This window comes from Klebsiella sp. 2019SCSN059, from assembly GCF_021739525.1.
Taxonomy (GTDB): Bacteria; Pseudomonadota; Gammaproteobacteria; order Enterobacterales; family Enterobacteriaceae; genus Klebsiella; species Klebsiella quasipneumoniae.
The window spans coordinates 219,160-237,888 of the sequence record NZ_JAKKOM010000001.1; the positions used below are offsets into that span (position 1 = coordinate 219,160).

An 18,729-nucleotide genomic window follows, 5' to 3' on the forward strand; every position below is an offset into this window, starting at 1 on the left:
TCGCTCCATCGTGTCTTATTTGAGAGCAGTGCAAAGGCACACGCCAGAAGGTACGGGCAATGTTAAAATTTATCTTACGTCGCTGTCTGGAAGCGATTCCGACGCTATTTATTCTTATCACCATCTCATTCTTCATGATGCGTTTGGCTCCGGGAAGTCCTTTTACCGGGGAACGCACGCTACCGCCGGAAGTCATGGCGAATATTGAAGCAAAATACCATTTAAACGACCCCATCATGACGCAGTACTTCAATTACCTGAAGCAGCTGGCGCATGGCGATTTTGGTCCCTCCTTTAAATACAAAGATTATTCGGTCAACGATCTGGTGGCGGCCAGCTTCCCGGTTTCAGCGAAACTGGGCTTCGCCGCCTTTTTGCTGGCGGTTGTGATCGGTGTCGCTGCGGGCGTTATTGCCGCTTTGAAGCAGAATACCCGCTGGGACTATGCGGTGATGGGGGTAGCCATGACCGGCGTGGTTATTCCGAGCTTTGTGGTGGCGCCTCTGTTGGTGATGATCTTTGCCATTACCCTGCACTGGTTGCCGGGCGGAGGCTGGAACGGCGGGGCGTTGAAATTTATGATCCTGCCGATGGTGGCGCTTTCCCTGGCCTATATCGCCAGTATCGCGCGTATTACCCGCGGCTCAATGATTGAAGTGCTGCACTCTAACTTTATCCGCACCGCGCGGGCGAAGGGGCTGCCGATGCGCCGCATTATTTTGCGCCATGCGCTGAAGCCGGCGCTGCTGCCGGTGCTCTCCTATATGGGGCCGGCTTTCGTGGGCATCATTACGGGCTCAATGGTCATTGAAACCATTTACGGCCTGCCGGGGATTGGTCAGCTGTTCGTTAACGGAGCGCTTAACCGCGACTACTCGCTGGTGCTCAGCCTGACGATCCTGGTTGGCGCCCTGACTATCCTGTTCAACGCCATCGTTGACGTGCTGTACGCCGTTATCGATCCGAAGATTCGCTACTGAAGCCGGAGTTCGCCATGATGTTAAGTAAGAAAAATAGCGAGGCGCTGGAAAACTTCAGTGAGAAGCTGGAAGTGGAGGGGCGTAGCCTCTGGCAGGATGCGCGTCGCCGCTTTATGCATAACCGCGCCGCGGTCACCAGCCTGATTATGCTGGTGCTTATTGCGCTGTTCGTGACCTTCGCGCCGATGGTGTCGTCATTCTCCTATTTCGACACCGACTGGGGCATGATGTCTAACGCCCCGGACATGGCCTCTGGCCACTACTTCGGGACCGACTCCTCCGGTCGCGATCTGCTGGTGCGCGTGGCGATCGGCGGGCGTATTTCGCTGATGGTCGGGGTGGCGGCGGCGCTGGTGGCGGTGATCCTCGGCACGCTGTACGGTTCGCTTTCCGGTTATCTCGGCGGCAAAGTGGATTCGGTGATGATGCGTCTGCTGGAGATCCTCAACTCCTTCCCGTTTATGTTCTTCGTTATCCTGCTGGTGACCTTTTTTGGCCAGAATATCCTGTTGATTTTTGTCGCTATCGGCATGGTCTCCTGGCTGGATATGGCGCGTATCGTACGCGGACAGACCTTGAGCCTGAAGCGCAAAGAGTTTATTGAGGCGGCGCAGGTCGGCGGGGTCTCCACAGCGAGCATCGTGCTGCGCCATATCGTTCCTAATGTGCTGGGCGTGGTGGTGGTGTACGCCTCGCTGCTGGTCCCCAGCATGATCCTCTTTGAATCCTTCCTCAGCTTCCTGGGGTTGGGGACGCAGGAGCCGCTCAGCAGCTGGGGGGCATTGCTCAGCGATGGCGCCAACTCAATGGAAGTCTCGCCCTGGCTGCTGCTGTTCCCGGCGGGTTTCCTGGTGGTGACCCTGTTCTGTTTCAACTTTATCGGCGATGGTCTGCGTGATGCCCTCGACCCGAAAGACCGCTAAGGAGCGCTGCCATGACCATGATTGAAACGGCAAAAGCGCCGCAAGCGCAGAGCCACAGCGGCCTGCTGCTGGACGTGAAAGATCTTCGCGTCACCTTTAAAACGCCGGATGGCGATGTCACCGCCGTCAATGATCTGAACTTCACCCTGCAGGCGGGGGAGACGCTCGGTATTGTCGGGGAGTCCGGCTCCGGTAAATCGCAGACCGCCTTCGCCCTGATGGGACTGCTGGCGGCCAACGGCCGAATCGGGGGTTCCGCCACCTTTAACGGTCGGCAAATCCTCAATTTGCCTGAGCGTGAGCTGAACAAACTGCGCGCCGAGCAAATCTCGATGATTTTCCAGGATCCGATGACCTCTCTGAACCCGTATATGCGGGTGGGCGAGCAGTTAATGGAAGTCCTGATGCTGCATAAAGGGCTGAGCAAAGCCGAAGCGTTTGAAGAATCGGTGAAGATGCTCGACGCGGTAAAAATGCCGGAAGCGCGCAAGCGCATGAAGATGTTCCCACATGAATTCTCCGGCGGGATGCGCCAGCGCGTGATGATTGCCATGGCGCTGCTCTGCCGGCCCCGGCTGCTGATTGCCGATGAGCCGACCACCGCCCTGGACGTCACCGTGCAGGCGCAGATCATGACGTTACTGAATGAGCTGAAACGCGAATTTAATACGGCCATCATTATGATCACCCATGACCTCGGAGTGGTGGCGGGGATCTGCGATAAAGTGCTGGTGATGTATGCGGGCCGCACCATGGAGTACGGTCAGGCGCGCGATGTCTTCTATCAGCCGTCTCACCCTTACTCTATTGGGCTGTTGAATGCGGTTCCTCGTCTGGATGCCGAAGGCGATGCGTTGTTGACCATTCCGGGCAACCCGCCAAACCTGCTGCGTTTGCCGAAGGGCTGCCCATTCCAGCCGCGCTGTCCGCACGCAATGGAACAGTGCAGCAGCGCGCCGCCGCTGGAGTCGTTCGCGCCAGGCCGCCTGCGCGCCTGCTTTAAACCGGTGGGGGAGCTGCTATGAACGCCGTAACTGAACAACGAAAAGTCCTGCTCGAAATTGCCGACCTGAAGGTGCATTTCGATATTAAAGATGGCAAACAGTGGTTCTGGCAGCCGTCGAAAACGCTGAAGGCCGTAGATGGCGTGACGCTGCGTCTCTATGAAGGTGAGACCCTCGGCGTGGTGGGGGAGTCCGGCTGCGGTAAATCGACTTTCGCCCGTGCCATCATTGGTCTGGTGAAGGCTACCGATGGCAAAGTGGCCTGGCTGGGTAAAGATCTGCTGGGCATGAAGCAGGAAGAGTGGCGCGACGTGCGCAGCGATATCCAGATGATCTTCCAGGATCCGCTGGCCTCGTTGAACCCGCGTATGACCATCGGAGAAATCATCGCTGAGCCGTTGCGTACCTATCATCCGAAGATGCCGCGTCAGGAAGTGCGCGATCGCGTGAAGGCGATGATGATGAAAGTCGGGCTGCTGCCTAACCTGATCAACCGCTATCCGCACGAGTTCTCTGGCGGTCAGTGTCAGCGCATCGGCATTGCGCGGGCGCTGATCCTCGAGCCGAAGCTGATTATCTGCGATGAGCCGGTGTCCGCGCTTGATGTGTCCATCCAGGCTCAGGTGGTCAACTTGCTGCAGCAGCTGCAGCGTGAAATGGGACTGTCGCTGATATTTATCGCCCACGATCTGGCGGTGGTTAAGCACATCTCCGATCGCGTACTGGTGATGTATCTGGGCCATGCGGTGGAGCTGGGAACCTACGATGAGGTGTACCATAATCCACTACACCCCTATACCAAAGCGCTGATGTCGGCGGTGCCGATCCCCGATCCGGACCTCGAAAAAACGAAAACCATCCAGCTGCTGGAGGGCGAATTACCCTCGCCGATTAATCCGCCGTCGGGCTGTGTCTTCCGCACCCGCTGTCCGCTCGCCGGACCGGAGTGCGCCAAAACCCGCCCGGTGCTGGAGGGCAGTTTCCGCCATGCGGTTTCCTGCCTTAAGGTAGACCCGTTATAATCTCAGGGGCTGACGCAGGTCAGCCTTTTTTTTGCGAGGTTAACGAAGTGGGTATGCTTTCTGCCGCTCGCCGGCGGCTTTATCATTTGCTTTTCGATCAAAACCGACGTTCCGGCCGCCGCTTCGAAGGGCTGTGCGGACTTTTCGCCTTGCTCAGCGTGGTGGTGATATTTGTCGAATCGGGGCTGGGCACGCAATATCATCTGACATTAGATGAATGGCATTTATTCGTCTGGCTGGAGCTGATGGTGACCGCGGTCTTTACCCTGGAGTATCTGCTGCGTATTGCGACATGGCCCAATCCGCTCCACTACATTTTCAGCTTCTGGGGGTTTATTGACTTAGCGACCATCCTGCCGCTATACGTGATGTGGCTGTGGCCGGAAATTAGCCTCAATTATGTCTTTGCCTGGCGGGCAATGCGGGCGATCCGCGCGTTGCGTATTCTCAAACTGTTGCGCTTTATGCCTTCGCTCAATGTGTTCTGGCGGGCGATTGTCAGCGCGCGCCATCAGCTGATCCTGTTCTATTCGTTTATCGCCATTGTGATGGTGATTTTCGGCTCGTTAATGTACCTGATAGAAGGGCCAGAGTATGGTTTTACCACGCTCAACGCTTCGGTCTATTGGGCCATTGTGACCATCACCACCGTCGGCTACGGGGATATTACGCCGCACACGCCGCTGGGCCGCATCCTGGCCTCCATTCTCATCCTGATCGGCTACTCCATTATTGCCATTCCGACCGGGCTTATCACCACCCATATGACCAGCGCCCTGAACCGGCGGCGCCAGCAGCGGGTATGCCCGCAGTGCCAGCAGGGCGACCATGACGATAACGCCCGGTTTTGCCACGCCTGCGGTCATGTCTTACCGAAGTAAACTCTCGGCATAAAAAAAGCCTGCCGGGTGGAACGCGGCAGGCTTTTCACTGGCGGGTCAGCGTTATTCACGCCACAAAATATGACACAGCTTGTGATCTTTCTCGCGGCACAGCAGCACGCGGGCGAAGATATCATTGATTTCCCCGCCGTCGGTATCCGCCAGGCCAATCACCACTTCGGCGAAGAAATCCGGGTTCAGATCGTAATCCACATGCTCTTCCCAGTCTGCGGATGGGTCGAACAGCTCGGCGCCGCCGCGCTCCTCAAACTGCAGGTTAAACAGAATGATGTCCGCCGGGTCGAGGTTATCGGCCGCCAGTTCGAGGAAGATGTCGTATGCCTGCTCAAGCGTTTCGTCTTCGGTCAGGCGGTTGTTTAAATCCATATCCATGATTGCTACTCATTCGGTATCTGATGGGCACGTTTTACAGCAACGGGCTGAAGAAGTAAAACAGTCGCTCGGCGATCCGCTGCCACAGCGGACGTTTTAACCAGAGACGGGCGTCCAGCAGGCGCGAGCGCGAGATATAGTCATCCTGAACCGCCGCCAGATCGCTGCCGAAGCCGGCGTCATCAATGACCAGCGTGATTTCAAAATTGAGCCACAGGCTGCGCATATCCAGATTCACGGTTCCCACCAGGCTCAGTTCGCCATCGACCAGCACGCTCTTGGTATGCAACAGGCCGCCTTCAAACTGGTAAATCTTCACCCCTGCCGCCAGCAGCTCGGTGAAAAAGGCCCGGCTGGCCCAGCCCACCAGCAGCGAATCGTTCTTGCGCGGTAAAATAATACTCACATCCACGCCGCGCTGGGCGGCGGTACAGATCGCGTGCAGCAGGTCGTCGCTGGGTACGAAGTAGGGCGTGGTCATGATCAAATGCTCTTTCGCCGCGTAGGCGGCAGTGAGCAGCGCCTGATGGATCAGATCTTCCGGAAAGCCCGGACCGGAGGCGATCGTGTGAATGGTATGCCCACTGGCCTCTTCAAACGGCATGATATTGACGTCCGGCGGCGGTGGCAGAATACGCTTTCCGGTCTCGATCTCCCAGTCACAGGAGTAGACGATGCCCATCGAGGTCGCCACCGGGCCTTCCATGCGCGCCATCAGATCAATCCACTGCCCGACCCCCGAGTCCTGCTTAAAGTAGCGGGGATCGACCAGATTCATGCTGCCGGTGTAGGCGATATAGTTATCGATCATTACCATTTTACGATGTTGGCGCAGGTCCATCCGGCGCAGAAACACACGCATCAGATTGACCTTGAGAGCCTCGACCACTTCAATGCCGGCGTTACGCATCATCGCCGCCCATGGGCTACGGAAAAAGGCCACACTGCCCGCGGAGTCGAGCATTAACCGGCAGTGAACTCCGCGACGGGCGGCGGCCATTAGCGATTCGGCGACGCTGTCGGCCATACCGCCTGGCTGCCAGATATAGAAGACCATCTCTATGTTATGGCGAGCCAGTTGAATATCGCGGATCAGGGCCTGCATGACGTCGTCAGATTCCGTCAGCAGCTGCAGCTGGTTGCCTTTTACGCCGCCAATGCCCTGGCGCCGTTCGCAAAGCTTGAACAGGGACTCGGCCACCGGGCTGTTATCTTCGGCAAAGATATGTTTGCAGGCTTTGAGGTCGTTTAACCATTTGGCCGTGGAAGGCCACATCGCCCTCGCGCGTTCTGCCCGCCGCTTGCCAAGATGCAGCTCGCCAAAGGAGAGATAGGCGATGATCCCCACCAGCGGCAGGATATAAATGATCAATAACCATGCCATGGCGGACGGCACAGCGCGGCGTTTCATTAGAATTCGTAATGTTACACCGGCGATCAACAGCCAGTACCCCAGAATGACCAGCCAGTTCACCACCGTGTAAAAGGTTGTCATAGATGTAAAATCCTTTTGAATGACGTTATGTGATGAGTTTACGCATCAGTATTTTTCTGGCAAATAAAAACGCAGCGAAAGCGGTGGTCAGTCGCCGGTAGAGGTTTATAATGGGGGCTGTTTTCACTCGTAGAGTCGTTGCAATGAAGCGTAGTAGAACGGAAGTAGGGCGCTGGCGCATGCTGAGACAGGTGAATCGCCGTAAAGCGCGCTGGCTGGAAGCCCAATCACGCCGCAATATGCGGATCCTCGCTATCAGGAAGGGACTGGTGAAACGGCAGCGTCATGCTCTGCTGTTTATCTTCCCCGACTGTTAAACAACGAGCAGAACAACGGCACCAAACGCGGTGCCGTTGTCGTTTTCCCGCTCTGCGCGGCATTCCCTTTTAACATCGCCAGATCGCCTATTGAAATATCTATGCGATGCCTGTCAGGGTATGACGGGGGATTATCGACAGAACGCCTTTTTCCGCAACAGGTATTCACCGCCGTGTGGAAGTCCGGACAGGGCGTGGGGTCGTCGATCGTTTTTCAATGTCATGCTCACTATCAGTGATACCCACCCTGAATAAAACGCACCGCTTTTGCGGGCGGTAATTTATTTGGCATAGGCTTCCGTGGATAACGTGATAGTCACGTTATCACTCACCGCCGGAACATATTTATCAAGCTTGAAGTCTGAACGTTTTATTACCCCTGTGGCATCAAAACCAATGGCCTGTTTTTTCACCATCGGATGCATATCCTGTTTATTCAAAGTGGCATGCAATACAACCGGTTTGGTGATGCCCTTAATGGTCAGGTTACCTTCAACATCATATTTATTGCCGCCTTTACTTTCCACTCGGGTGCTCTGAAAAGTGGCCTCAGGATACGTGTTGACATCGAAGTTCTCTTTGCCTAAAAACTCATCCGTTAACGCTTTGACATGCGTGTCAATGGTTTTGACTGGCAGCGTGACGTGCACAGAGGATTGCTCCGGGTTGTCTTTGTCAAAAGACAGTTTACCTGAAACATCAGAGATATACGCTGTAGGGTTAGAGAAGCCAAAATGGTTCCAGGCAATAACAACGGAAGTATGCTGCGGATCCAGACTATATTCTGTCGCTGCGGCTTGTGACACAGGAATATATAAGGCAAGCAGAGAAAGCAATGCGGTTTTTTTCAGGGTATTCACACAAAAATCCTCATAAGCGTCAGGTACATAAATGGTAGCCCAAAAAAATGCTGCACTTATTGAAAACATTTGTTATTCCCGTTCAATTTTTTTAATCAACCTAAAATCACCCTACAATTACTCTGCGTGAAGTTTACCCAGCGAAATTAATCGACTTTAAAAAATGATCATCTGCAACGTAAATCTGGTTGCGTAGTTTTATACGTTCATTCCATATTGATATGTGCCTGTATCAGCGCACTCCATTTATTTTCAGACGCTTTCAAGCCACCGCGTTTCTGAATGCAGTAAGATGGTGATATGGGGTCCCATACCTACGGAACGGGATATGCATGCTTATTTACTCCAGGCCTTTATATCTGTTGATCAGCATCTATCTCTCTTTAACGATCTTCTTTCAATTGTGTTTTGGATTTACCGGGCGATGTCAGGATGTGCTGGCTTGTAAAGCAAGCGCTAAATCCAATGCAAGACCTCTGTTGCAGACTGATTCAATACATTAGCAATTCAAAATCATGCCCGGCGTCGACGTTTGGTCAGCATTTTCTATGGCCGCAGAAGGCGAGGTGAGGGTCGATGATGTCGTCGAAGGAGAAGGGATGTGCTCATCTTCATGGCGTCTCCGGCGGATAACAGACAACGCTTGCGTGCGGTTAAAAAGGGCGACATTTTAATGTGATGTAGCAAAATGCGCCCTTTCATCTGATGGCCTGGTGCGTTGTTGTTAACCAGAAAAATCGAAGGGAATATTTTTCAAAACACTTTTTTGTACGGCTTCACCGAGACCTGGCGGTAGACGCCGGCGGCGATATACGGATCGTCATTAGCCCAGGCCTGAGCCGCTTCCAGCGATTCAAACTCAGCGATCACCGTTGAGCCGCTGAATCCGGCTGCGCCCGGTTCGTTGCTGTCAACGGCCGGCATTGGCCCGGCGGTAAGCAGCCGACCTTCATCATGTAAAAGTTGTAGACGCGCAAGGTGCGCGGGGCGAACCGAGAGCCGCTTTTCCAGAGAATCGGCGATATCTTCAGCGTAGATAACGTAAAGCACGGCAAAGCTCCTTATCATTAAACAGGCGAATTACGTTAAGTTAAACGACGATGGACTGCAATGCAAAGATGCGCCCCGGCGTCGAATGCCCCGCTGACGCGGCTTTTTTCCGCAAATGGTGGCAAAAATTGACTCAGGTTAAGACGGCTTATTGAATATGATTGCTATTTGCATTTAAAATCGGAGCATCATTTTTCAACAGAAACGACTATGAGCGCAATGACCCTTGATTTACCTCGCCGCTTCCCGTGGCCAACGCTGTTATCCGTGGCTATCCACGGTGCCGTTGTGGCGGGGCTGCTTTATACCTCGGTACATCAGGTTATTGAACAGCCTTCCCCGACGCAGCCGATAGAGATCACGATGGTGGCGCCGGCCGATCTTGAGCCGCCCCCGGCGGCGCAACCCGTCGTGCAGCCCGTTGTTGAACCTGAACCGGAGCCGGAGCCTGAGGTGGTCCCGGAGCCGCCGAAAGAGGCGCCGGTGGTGATCCATAAACCAGAACCTAAGCCGAAGCCCAAACCTAAACCGAAGCCCAGGCCGGAGAAAAAGGTTGAGCAGCCGAAGCGGGACGTCAAACCGGCCGCGGAGCCGCGTCCGGCTTCACCGTTTGAAAACAACAATACGACGCCAGCGCGCACCGCGCCGAGCACCTCCACCGCAGCGGCCAAACCCACCGTCACTGCCCCGAGCGGCCCGCGGGCGATCAGCCGCGTTCAGCCGACCTATCCGGCGCGCGCTCAGGCGCTGCGCATTGAAGGAACGGTGCGGGTGAAGTTTGACGTCACGCCTGATGGCCGAATTGATAATCTGCAGATCCTCTCCGCCCAGCCGGCGAATATGTTTGAGCGCGAGGTGAAAAGCGCGATGCGCAGATGGCGTTACGAGCAGGCAAAACCGGGAACCGGCGTGACGATGACCATTAAATTCCGTCTCAACGGCGTCGAGATTAACTGATAATGCAGGGCGGCGGACCGGGGAGGTCCGCCGTAAACCTTGTCTAACGCGTTTTTTCCATCAAGACATCGTCCAGCGCCTGCTGGACCGTCACCAGGTGCTGGCCACCGAACAATATCGCCCGGTTCAGCAGGGTATAAAGCTGGTAGATCGGCTGACGCTCGAGAAAACCAGCCGGCAGCGGTGAGACGGACTGATAGCCGTCATAGATCTGCGGAGGTTGTTCCGGGTGCATCGGCAGCATAGCTAAATCACATTCGCGATCGCCCCAGTAGCAGGCCGGGTCGAAGATGTAGGGGCCATCCGGCCCTAAGGCGCAGTTGCCGGACCACAGGTCCCCGTGTAGCAGCGAAGGTTGCGGCTGATGGTTGGCCAGCCGCTGCTGTACCACATCGACTAAGGTATCGATATCGCCAAAGTGCAACCCTTTCTCCGCCGCCAGCTCCAGCTGCCAGCCGATACGTTGCTCAGCGAAAAACACCGACCAGCGACGTTGCCAGGCGTTGGGCTGCGGCGTGGTGGAAAGATCGTTATCAAAATCCAGACCGAACTGCGGCTGATCGCTCCACTGATGCAGGTGGGCTAACTGCTGGCCAAGCAGGAAAGCGTTATGCGCATCCAGCGGACGGGGAGGGAGGTATTCCATGACCACGAAGCTGTAGTCGCGATCGCTGCCGACGGCAAAGACCTGTGGTACGCGAACAGTTTTGCTTCGCGACAGCAGCTCCAGCTGATCGGCCTCGGCGGTGAAGATAGGCAGGAGTTCCCGTTCGTCGCATTTCACGAAGTAATCTTTGCCCCCGAAACGCAAATGCCAGGCAGAATGGATCTCTCCGCCGGGCAGCTCGGTTTTCAGTTCGATTTCAGCGTCTTCGGTATGCCAATCGCGTAAAAGAGTACTGATTGCTTGCCACATGCTGTCTCTCCCCATGTTTTCCACCATATCATAAGGTTAGCGCATTACTACCGGGTAAACCTGGAACTGACGCACAACTGACGCTTTACGTTGCGCTAAACGCACTTATTGAGCTTTTAACCATTCAGCGAATGTGCTGACGGCGATCTCCGCCGGGCGGCCAAGGGCCGCTTCCGCCAGTCCGGCGCTAAGGGCCTTCACTTCCTCGGCTGCCTGGGCGCTCAGCAGGCCAAAGGTATTGGTGCCCAGCTCATGGGGAGTGCCCTCTTCATCATTGAGCGTCAGTACAAACCCTGCCCGGGTAAAATGGTTGCTGACCTCATTGATCTCCGTTAGCGCCTGTTCGTGGAAGTTCACGCTGACGACCCAGGCGGTAATATCATTGCTCATTTCTACACCCCGTTGTTATGCATGGCCTTTCCAGCATAGACCATCCTGCAAATATCGTGGCTCCCCTCCGCCAGCGCGGAGGGGCAGGGGAGATCAACGCCCGCAGAGATAATCGTAGATTTTTTGCGTATTGGCCTGCGAGCAGAGGCGGGTGCCCTGGTTGATGGTCGCGGCGCTACCGGCGGCAACGCCAAAGCGTACCATGTCTTCGAGGCTGGCGTTCTCCGCCAGACGTAAGGTCATGGCGCCCACCATGCTGTCGCCGGCGCCGACGGTGCTCTGGCTTTTCATTGGCGGCGGCACCACCTGAACACTGCCGCTGGCGTCAACCCCCAACGCCCCCTGCGGACCAAGGGAGACCACCACCCGGCGAACTTTACCGGACTGGATCAACGACTGAGCGGCAAGGCGAACGTCATCGGGCTGGCTCAGATCGCGCTGCACGAGGGCGCTGAGCTCTTTCTGGTTTGGCTTCACTAATTCAATATTGCCGACGTCCAGCGCGGCGGCCAGCGCGTCGCCGGAACTGTCGATAATGCAGCGCAGGCCCTGCTGTTGCGCATGCTTAACCAGCTGCATCAGATTTTCGACGCTGATACCTGGCGGCAGACTGCCGCTGATCACCAGCAGAGAGCCGGTGTCGATGGTCAGGACTTTCTCTTCCAGACGGCGGAATTCATCGTCTGTCAGCGCGGCGCCGGGCATCACAAAGCGATACTGTTCGCCGCTGGCGGCTACGTGAACGTGCAGGTTCTGTCGCGTCCAGTCGCGGGTTTCGACGGTCTCGACCGGCACCTGCTCATCGGCCAGCAGGGCGGCAAGGTGCTCGCCGGTGGCGCCGCCAATAGGGAAAATGGCGGTGGCTTTCCCGCCGAGAAAGGTCACGGCGCGGGCGACGTTGATCCCACCGCCGCCGGGTTCAAATACCGGCGCGCTGCAGCGGAGTTTCCCTTCCGGGTAGATCTGCGGGGTTTGGGTGGCGCTATCCAGCGAGGGGGCCAGCGTGAGCGTATAAATTTTGGTCATTCCTTCTCCTCCTTAATACGGCGACTGTACTTTATTTAAGCATGGCACGATGATCCAGGGAGGGAAAGGGCTGTCCCTGAGAGATTTGCAAAGAAGCCTGTATTTTCATTATGAAATAAAGATTGTTTCCGGAGCTGTCTTATTCAAAAAACGAAAGAGTAAGTGATTGCTATGTTATTCGTGCTTTTTTATAATTTGCTACCTTTCTTAGGACCTGCACTCCGCGATCCTCGCGAAAGTTTCCGGGACCCACAGGTCTCTTTTATGTTGTACGGACGCTAAATTCAATGAGCCGGCAAAGTGACGCCTGTTCATCATTTGTACTGTCCTAAAAAATGTATTTTAGAGAGTTATAATGAAGCTTTTAAAGACAGTACCCGCAGCGGTCATGCTGGCGGGGGGGCTTTTTGCGTCTGTTGGCGCAATGGCCGATGATTCTGTATTTACCGTCATGGATGACCCTTCCGCTGCCAAAAAACCGTTCGAAGGGGTGGTCAACGCAGGTTACCTGGCGCAGTCCGGCAACACCAAGAACTCCTCAATGACGGCCGATTCCACCCTGACCTGGTATGGCAATACCACCGCCTGGTCGCTGTGGGGCAATGCCAGCAACACCTCGTCCAACGATGAGCGCTCCTCAGAGAAATATGCTGTCGGTGGCCGTAGCCGCTATAACCTGACCGATATGAACTACGTCTTTGGGCAGGGCAGTTGGCTAACCGACCGCTACAACGGCTATCAGCAGCGCGATGTTCTGACGGCGGGCTATGGTCGTCAAATCCTCAACGGACCAGTGCATAGCCTGCGGTTTGAATTTGGTCCTGGCGTTCGCTATGACGAATACACCGACGGGGATACCGACACTCAGCCGCTGGGTTACGCCTCCGGAACCTGGGCCTGGCAGATGACCGACAACGCCAAATTTACTCAAGGGGTATCGGTGTTTGGCGCCGAGGACACCACGGTCAACTCAGAGAGCGCGTTAAACGTGGCGATTAACGCCCACTTTGCGCTGAAAGTGGCGTACAACGTCACCTGGAACTCGGAGCCGCCTGCGTCTGCGCCGGAGCATACCGATCGCCGGACCTCGCTCTCCCTCGGGTATAAGATGTAATATTTTCAGGCCGGGTTTCCCGGCCTGATCGTTTTAGATTTAGCAATAAGTGACATTATTTTTTCTGGCAATTCGTTTTAGTTTTTATAAAAAGAAACGGGCCTCCATCTTTTCTCCATTATTCTCCGTTTGCTGACAAATATTCATTCTATTTGACACGAAAAGCTAAATATTCGACGGACAAATATGTGATCTGGATCTATACTAAGAGTCACTGACCGAATGGCGACATTGTTCGGTCCGTCTTCCGTAATAAGAGAATAAACATCATGAAAAACAGCCAATTTACCATCGCAGCCCTGGCGCTGTGCGTGCTTTCCTTTGGCGCATCAGCCGCCACGCCAGTTCCGCCGTCGGGTAACCAGGACCATACGCAGGTAGGTATCGCCAAAGCAACCGACGTTGAGGCCGGTTCGAATATTGCCCCCGGTTCCCGTAGCACCGGACAATCCATGAGCGATGCCTTTAATGTGCATACGCTGGTGGCTGGCGAGTGGTCTTAATATCGCAGGCTACTGCTTCACGGGCGGACTATTAAGCCGGGTAGAGTGGTACCGGTTTAACGACCCGCGCTAAACATCACGCAGGCAATATCAAGGCGTCTCTTTTAGTTTGTCCGCATAATATCATCCGGTTTCGCTGGTGATTATTATCGCGTCTTCCTGGCGGATATTCTGCTTTTATCCGCGCGGCTCTTGTTTTCTCCACATTCCGCCATCATTTATGCTATTACGGCTTTAATCACGTACCAATGATGTGTAAACTACTCCCCGGTGTTATCAGCAGGCGGCAGCAGGCGGGAACGATCGCTCCGGTCGTGCTCCTCTTTTCGCAGAGTGAAGCGGGAACTGCGCCTTAACCTGATGATAATGATGATTATATAGTTTTGTATGTGCTCTTTCGTGTGGGGCACCACTGCAAATAAGGACATAAAATGCCTGTAATTACGCTTCCTGATGGCAGCCAACGCCATTTTGATCACGCTGTCAGCCCGATGGACGTCGCGCTGGATATCGGCCCGGGCCTGGCGAAAGCCACCATCGCCGGGCGGGTAAACGGTGAACTGGTAGACGCCTGCGACCCGATTGAAACTGATTCCACCCTCTCTATTATCACGGCTAAAGATGAAGAAGGGCTGGAGATCATTCGTCACTCCTGCGCGCACCTGTTAGGTCATGCCATCAAGCAGCTGTGGCCCAACACCAAAATGGCTATCGGTCCGGTTGTTGATAATGGCTTCTACTATGACGTAGACCTCGACCATACCCTGACTCAGGAAGATATCGACGCGCTCGAAAAACGTATGCATGAGCTCGCCGAGAAAAACTACGATGTCATCAAGAAGAAAGTGAGCTGGCACGAAGCGCGTGAAACCTTCGTGAAGCGCGGCGAAAGCTATAAAGTTTCTATTCTTGACGAAAACATTGCCCATGATGACAAGCCTGGCTTGTATCATCATGAAGAATATATCGATATGTGCCGCGGTCCGCACGTGCCGAACATGCGCTTCTGCCATCACTTCAAGCTGATGAAAACCGCCGGTGCCTACTGGCGCGGCGACAGCAACAATAAAATGTTGCAGCGTATCTACGGTACCGCGTGGGCAGATAAAAAAGCGTTGAATGCTTATCTGCAGCGTCTGGAAGAAGCCGCCAAGCGCGACCACCGTAAAATCGGTAAGCAGCTCGACCTGTATCATATGCAGGAAGAGGCGCCTGGGATGGTGTTCTGGCACAACGACGGCTGGACTATCTTCCGTGAACTGGAAACCTTTGTCCGTTCGAAACTGAAAGAGTATCAGTACCAGGAAGTCAAAGGTCCGTTCATGATGGACCGTGTGCTGTGGGAAAAAACCGGCCATTGGGACAACTACAAAGATGCGATGTTCACCACCTCTTCTGAGAACCGTGAATACTGCATTAAGCCGATGAACTGCCCGGGCCACGTGCAGATCTTCAACCAGGGGCTGAAATCCTACCGCGATCTGCCGCTGCGTATGGCGGAGTTTGGTAGCTGCCACCGTAACGAACCATCAGGCGCGCTGCACGGTCTGATGCGCGTTCGCGGCTTTACCCAGGATGATGCGCATATCTTCTGTACTGAAGATCAGGTTCGCGATGAAGTGAACGCCTGTATTCGTATGGTTTATGATATGTACAGCACCTTTGGCTTCGAGAAGATCGTTGTCAAACTGTCGACTCGCCCGGAAAAACGTATCGGCAGCGACGAGACCTGGGATCGCGCGGAAGCGGATCTGGCGGTGGCGCTGGAAGAAAATAATATCCCATTTGAATATCAACTGGGTGAAGGGGCGTTCTACGGCCCGAAAATTGAATTTACCCTGTATGACTGCCTCGATCGTGCATGGCAGTGCGGTACGGTACAGCTGGACTTCTCTCTGCCGCAGCGTTTAAGCGCCTCCTATGTGGGCGAAAACAACGAGCGTCAGGTGCCGGTCATGATCCACCGTGCGATTCTCGGTTCTCTGGAGCGCTTCATTGGCATCCTGACCGAAGAGTTCGCTGGCTTCTTCCCAACCTGGATTGCACCAGTGCAGGTGGTGGTCATGAATATCACCGATTCTCAGGCTGAATACGTTAACGAATTGACGCGTAAACTACAAAATGCGGGCATTCGTGTAAAAGCAGACTTGAGAAATGAGAAGATTGGCTTTAAAATCCGCGAGCACACTTTACGTCGTGTCCCGTATATGTTGGTCTGTGGCGACAAAGAAGTCGAAGCCGGCAAAGTGGCCGTGCGCACCCGTCGCGGGAAAGACCTCGGCAGCATGGACGTAAATGAAGTGATCGAGAAGCTGCAACAAGAGATTCGCAGCCGCAGTCTTCAACAACTGGAGGAATAAGGTATTAAAGGCGGAAAACGAGTTCAAACGGCACGTCCGAATCGTATCAATGGCGAGATTCGCGCCCAGGAAGTTCGCTTAACAGGTCTGGAAGGTGAGCAGCTGGGTATTGTGAGTCTGAGAGAAGCTATCGAAAAGGCTGAAGAGGCTGGAGTAGATTTAGTTGAAATCAGCCCTAACGCCGAGCCGCCAGTTTGTCGTATCATGGACTACGGCAAGTTCCTTTATGAAAAGAGTAAGTCTTCTAAGGAACAGAAGAAGAAGCAGAAAGTTATCCAGGTTAAGGAAATTAAATTCCGCCCTGGTACTGATGAAGGTGACTATCAGGTAAAACTCCGCAGCCTGATTCGCTTTCTCGAAGATGGCGATAAGGCCAAAATCACGCTGCGTTTCCGCGGTCGTGAGATGGCCCACCAGCAGATCGGTATGGAAGTGCTTAACCGCGTGAAAGACGATCTGGTTGAACTGGCAGTAGTCGAATCCTTCCCAACGAAGATCGAAGGCCGCCAGATGATCATGGTGCTCGCTCCTAAGAAGAAACAGTAAGGCCATCAAGAAACATTTCCGGTGGGCTTCGGCTCACTGGTTTTGTTCGCCTTTGTTTCGTTTATTAACAATGCGAAGTGGAAGTTATTAAAATGCCAAAAATTAAGACCGTACGCGGTGCTGCTAAGCGCTTCAAAAAAACCGGTAAAGGTGGTTTTAAGCACAAGCACGCTAACCTGCGTCACATTCTGACTAAAAAAGCTACCAAGCGTAAACGTCACCTGCGTCCGAAAGCCATGGTTTCCAAAGGCGATCTGGGCCTGGTTATCGCGTGCCTGCCGTACGCATAAGTCGTTAACGTTTAACTTTTTTAACTTAGAATAGATACAGGAGAGCACACATGGCTCGCGTAAAACGTGGTGTAATTGCACGTGCACGTCACAAGAAAATTTTGAAACAAGCTAAAGGCTACTACGGTGCGCGTTCTCGCGTATACCGCGTTGCCTTCCAGGCTGTTATCAAAGCTGGTCAGTACGCTTACCGTGACCGTCGTCAACGTAAACGTCAGTTCCGTCAACTGTGGATTGCACGTATCAACGCAGCAGCACGTCAGAACGGTATTTCTTACAGCAAATTCATCAATGGCCTGAAAAAAGCCTCTGTTGAAATCGACCGTAAGATCCTGGCTGACATCGCCGTATTCGACAAAGTAGCGTTCACCGCTCTGGTCGAAAAAGCGAAAGCAGCTCTGGCATAAGCCAGTTGAAAGAGGGAGCTTGTCTCCCTCTTTTCGTTTCAACACCATCAATACATTGACTTTTATCGGCGCAGGCTTTTCAATACAGGTCTGACGTTTCTTACCAGACAAGGTAATGCAAGCATGAATGCTGCTATTTTCCGCTTCTTTTTTTACTTTAGCACCTGAACTCAGGAGGCTAGCGCGTGAAAGAAGAAACGGAAAACAGCGCCAGAAAGCCTCCCCTGTGGAGGCTTTTTTCGTATATGGATTCGGAATATTAATTTCACTATAACCGGTGTCTGCACCGACATAATGAGGAAAACCATGTCACATCTCGCAGAGCTGGTTGCCAGTGCCAAGGCAGCCATTAACGAGGCATCAGATGTTGCTGCGCTGGACAACGTCCGCGTGGAATACCTGGGTAAGAAAGGGCATCTGACCCTGCAAATGACCACCCTGCGTGAGTTGCCGCCGGAAGAGCGTCCGGCAGCCGGTGCGGTCATCAACGAAGCGAAAGAGCAGGTACAGCAGGCGCTGAACGCGCGCAAAGCCGAACTGGAAGGCGCGGCGCTGAATGCTCGTCTGGCTGCAGAGACCATCGACGTTTCGCTGCCGGGCCGCCGCATTGAGAATGGCGGTCTGCATCCGGTCACCCGCACCATCGACCGTATTGAAAGTTTCTTCGGTGAGCTCGGCTTTACCGTGGCGACGGGCCCGGAAATCGAAGATGATTACCACAACTTCGATGCGCTGAATATCCCGGGCCACCATCCGGCGCGCGCTGACCACGACACTTTCTGGTTCGATGCCACTCGCCTGCTGCGCACCCAGACCTCCGGCGTGCAGATCCGCACCATGGAAAACCAGCAGCCGCCCATCCGTATTATCGCGCCGGGCCGCGTCTATCGTAACGACTACGATCAGACCCACACCCCGATGTTCCATCAGATGGAAGGTCTGATCGTTGATAAAAACATCAGCTTCACCAATCTGAAAGGAACCCTGCACGACTTCCTGAACAACTTCTTTGAAGAAGATCTGCAGGTACGCTTCCGTCCGTCCTACTTCCCGTTCACCGAGCCGTCCGCGGAAGTTGACGTGATGGGTAAAAACGGCAAATGGCTGGAAGTGCTGGGCTGCGGGATGGTGCACCCGAACGTGCTGCGCAACGTGGGTATCGATCCGGAAGTGTACTCCGGCTTCGCCTTCGGCATGGGCATGGAGCGTCTGACCATGCTGCGCTATGGCGTCACCGATCTGCGCGCGTTCTTCGAAAACGATCTGCGTTTCCTCAAACAGTTTAAATAAGGGCA

General features: G+C 54.3%; 22 protein-coding genes and 1 other annotated feature. Of the genes, 15 read left to right on the forward strand and 7 right to left on the reverse strand.

Translation table 11 applies throughout. From position 1 onward, the window contains the following. Positions 1–59: 59 nt before the first annotated feature. Genes oppB through L2I46_RS01140 form a run of 5 tightly spaced genes read left to right on the forward strand, consistent with a single transcriptional unit; the run spans position 60 to position 4,810 of the window. Positions 60–980, forward strand: a complete 921-nt coding sequence (gene oppB / locus L2I46_RS01120; RefSeq protein WP_002910089.1) for an oligopeptide ABC transporter permease OppB — start codon at positions 60–62, stop codon at positions 978–980. 14 nt (positions 981–994) lie between these two features. Next, entirely contained in the window at positions 995–1,903 is a 909-nt protein-coding gene (gene oppC / locus L2I46_RS01125; protein WP_004145396.1) for an oligopeptide ABC transporter permease OppC, read from the forward strand. An 11-nt stretch (positions 1,904–1,914) separates the two neighbouring features. Continuing rightward, positions 1,915–2,928, forward strand: coding sequence for an ABC transporter ATP-binding protein (locus L2I46_RS01130; RefSeq protein WP_023290123.1), 1,014 nt, complete (start codon positions 1,915–1,917; stop codon positions 2,926–2,928). After that, positions 2,925–3,929, forward strand: coding sequence for a murein tripeptide/oligopeptide ABC transporter ATP-binding protein OppF (gene oppF / locus L2I46_RS01135; protein ID WP_002910083.1), 1,005 nt, complete (start codon positions 2,925–2,927; stop codon positions 3,927–3,929). Before L2I46_RS01130 ends, oppF begins: the two co-directional genes overlap by 4 nt. Positions 3,930–3,982: 53 nt before the next feature. Then, entirely contained in the window at positions 3,983–4,810 is an 828-nt protein-coding gene (locus tag L2I46_RS01140) for an ion transporter (protein WP_236947473.1), read from the forward strand. A gap of 63 nt (positions 4,811–4,873) precedes the next feature. On the opposite strand, the gene L2I46_RS01145 is transcribed toward L2I46_RS01140, so the two are convergent. Further along, the gene (locus L2I46_RS01145; protein ID WP_002910079.1) at positions 4,874–5,203 is read right to left on the reverse strand and encodes an HI1450 family dsDNA-mimic protein; all 330 of its coding nucleotides are present in this window, start codon (positions 5,201–5,203) and stop codon (positions 4,874–4,876) included. Positions 5,204–5,237: 34 nt separating this feature from the next. Then, the gene (cls, locus tag L2I46_RS01150; protein ID WP_023290121.1) at positions 5,238–6,698 is read right to left on the reverse strand and encodes a cardiolipin synthase; all 1,461 of its coding nucleotides are present in this window, start codon (positions 6,696–6,698) and stop codon (positions 5,238–5,240) included. Positions 6,699–6,841: 143 nt separating this feature from the next. On the opposite strand from cls, the gene L2I46_RS01155 reads away from it, so the two are divergent. Next, entirely contained in the window at positions 6,842–7,015 is a 174-nt protein-coding gene (locus tag L2I46_RS01155; RefSeq protein WP_023290120.1) for a YciY family protein, read from the forward strand. Positions 7,016–7,296: 281 nt separating this feature from the next. On the opposite strand, the gene L2I46_RS01160 is transcribed toward L2I46_RS01155, so the two are convergent. Both L2I46_RS01160 and L2I46_RS01165 read right to left on the reverse strand, forming a co-directional pair. After that, on the reverse strand, positions 7,297–7,944 hold the full coding sequence (locus L2I46_RS01160; protein ID WP_236947474.1) for a YceI family protein: 648 nt from the start codon (positions 7,942–7,944) through the stop codon (positions 7,297–7,299). A 684-nt stretch (positions 7,945–8,628) separates the two neighbouring features. Then, positions 8,629–8,925 (reverse strand): YciI family protein, encoded by a 297-nt coding sequence (locus tag L2I46_RS01165; RefSeq protein ID WP_002910042.1) that lies wholly within the window; start codon positions 8,923–8,925, stop codon positions 8,629–8,631. Positions 8,926–9,135: 210 nt separating this feature from the next. On the opposite strand from L2I46_RS01165, the gene tonB reads away from it, so the two are divergent. Next, entirely contained in the window at positions 9,136–9,882 is a 747-nt protein-coding gene (tonB, locus tag L2I46_RS01170; protein WP_032453270.1) for a TonB system transport protein TonB, read from the forward strand. 43 nt (positions 9,883–9,925) lie between these two features. Here tonB and L2I46_RS01175 read toward each other — a convergent pair whose 3' ends face one another. The 3 genes from L2I46_RS01175 to pfkB all read right to left on the reverse strand — a co-directional run bounded on the left by L2I46_RS01175 (position 9,926) and on the right by pfkB (position 12,214). Continuing rightward, complete coding sequence (locus L2I46_RS01175) at positions 9,926–10,798, reverse strand: fructosamine kinase family protein (RefSeq protein WP_023290117.1); 873 nt, start codon at positions 10,796–10,798, stop codon at positions 9,926–9,928. Between the two features lie 105 nt (positions 10,799–10,903). After that, entirely contained in the window at positions 10,904–11,188 is a 285-nt protein-coding gene (gene ghoS, locus L2I46_RS01180) for a type V toxin-antitoxin system endoribonuclease antitoxin GhoS (protein ID WP_023290116.1), read from the reverse strand. A gap of 93 nt (positions 11,189–11,281) precedes the next feature. After that, positions 11,282–12,214 (reverse strand): 6-phosphofructokinase II, encoded by a 933-nt coding sequence (gene pfkB, locus L2I46_RS01185; RefSeq protein ID WP_050533300.1) that lies wholly within the window; start codon positions 12,212–12,214, stop codon positions 11,282–11,284. A gap of 355 nt (positions 12,215–12,569) precedes the next feature. Between pfkB and L2I46_RS01190 the strand changes: the two genes are divergently transcribed. The 8 genes from L2I46_RS01190 (at position 12,570) to pheS (ending at position 18,724) form a co-directional block, all read left to right on the forward strand. Then, positions 12,570–13,328: a DUF481 domain-containing protein gene (locus L2I46_RS01190; RefSeq protein WP_004203142.1), complete on the forward strand. Its 759-nt coding sequence runs from the start codon at positions 12,570–12,572 to the stop codon at positions 13,326–13,328. A 269-nt stretch (positions 13,329–13,597) separates the two neighbouring features. After that, positions 13,598–13,831: a hypothetical protein gene (locus L2I46_RS01195; protein ID WP_023290114.1), complete on the forward strand. Its 234-nt coding sequence runs from the start codon at positions 13,598–13,600 to the stop codon at positions 13,829–13,831. A 431-nt stretch (positions 13,832–14,262) separates the two neighbouring features. After that, on the forward strand, positions 14,263–16,191 hold the full coding sequence (gene thrS, locus L2I46_RS01200) for a threonine--tRNA ligase (RefSeq protein ID WP_017900777.1): 1,929 nt from the start codon (positions 14,263–14,265) through the stop codon (positions 16,189–16,191). 3 nt (positions 16,192–16,194) lie between these two features. Next, positions 16,195–16,737, forward strand: a complete 543-nt coding sequence (gene infC / locus L2I46_RS01205) for a translation initiation factor IF-3 (RefSeq protein ID WP_004189469.1) — start codon at positions 16,195–16,197, stop codon at positions 16,735–16,737. Between the two features lie 92 nt (positions 16,738–16,829). Continuing rightward, the gene (rpmI, locus tag L2I46_RS01210; RefSeq protein WP_001124225.1) at positions 16,830–17,027 is read left to right on the forward strand and encodes a 50S ribosomal protein L35; all 198 of its coding nucleotides are present in this window, start codon (positions 16,830–16,832) and stop codon (positions 17,025–17,027) included. Positions 17,028–17,077: 50 nt separating this feature from the next. Next, a complete protein-coding gene (rplT, locus tag L2I46_RS01215; RefSeq protein ID WP_000124850.1) occupies positions 17,078–17,434 on the forward strand; it encodes a 50S ribosomal protein L20 in 357 nt (118 codons plus the stop codon). Positions 17,435–17,552: 118 nt separating this feature from the next. Then, positions 17,553–17,677 (forward strand) — a sequence feature (Phe leader region). Then, on the forward strand, positions 17,558–17,602 hold the full coding sequence (gene pheM / locus L2I46_RS01220; RefSeq protein WP_001386830.1) for a pheST operon leader peptide PheM: 45 nt from the start codon (positions 17,558–17,560) through the stop codon (positions 17,600–17,602). It overlaps the preceding feature by 45 nt. A 63-nt stretch (positions 17,678–17,740) precedes the next feature. After that, on the forward strand, positions 17,741–18,724 hold the full coding sequence (pheS, locus tag L2I46_RS01225) for a phenylalanine--tRNA ligase subunit alpha (RefSeq protein ID WP_002909105.1): 984 nt from the start codon (positions 17,741–17,743) through the stop codon (positions 18,722–18,724). Positions 18,725–18,729 lie beyond the last annotated feature (5 nt).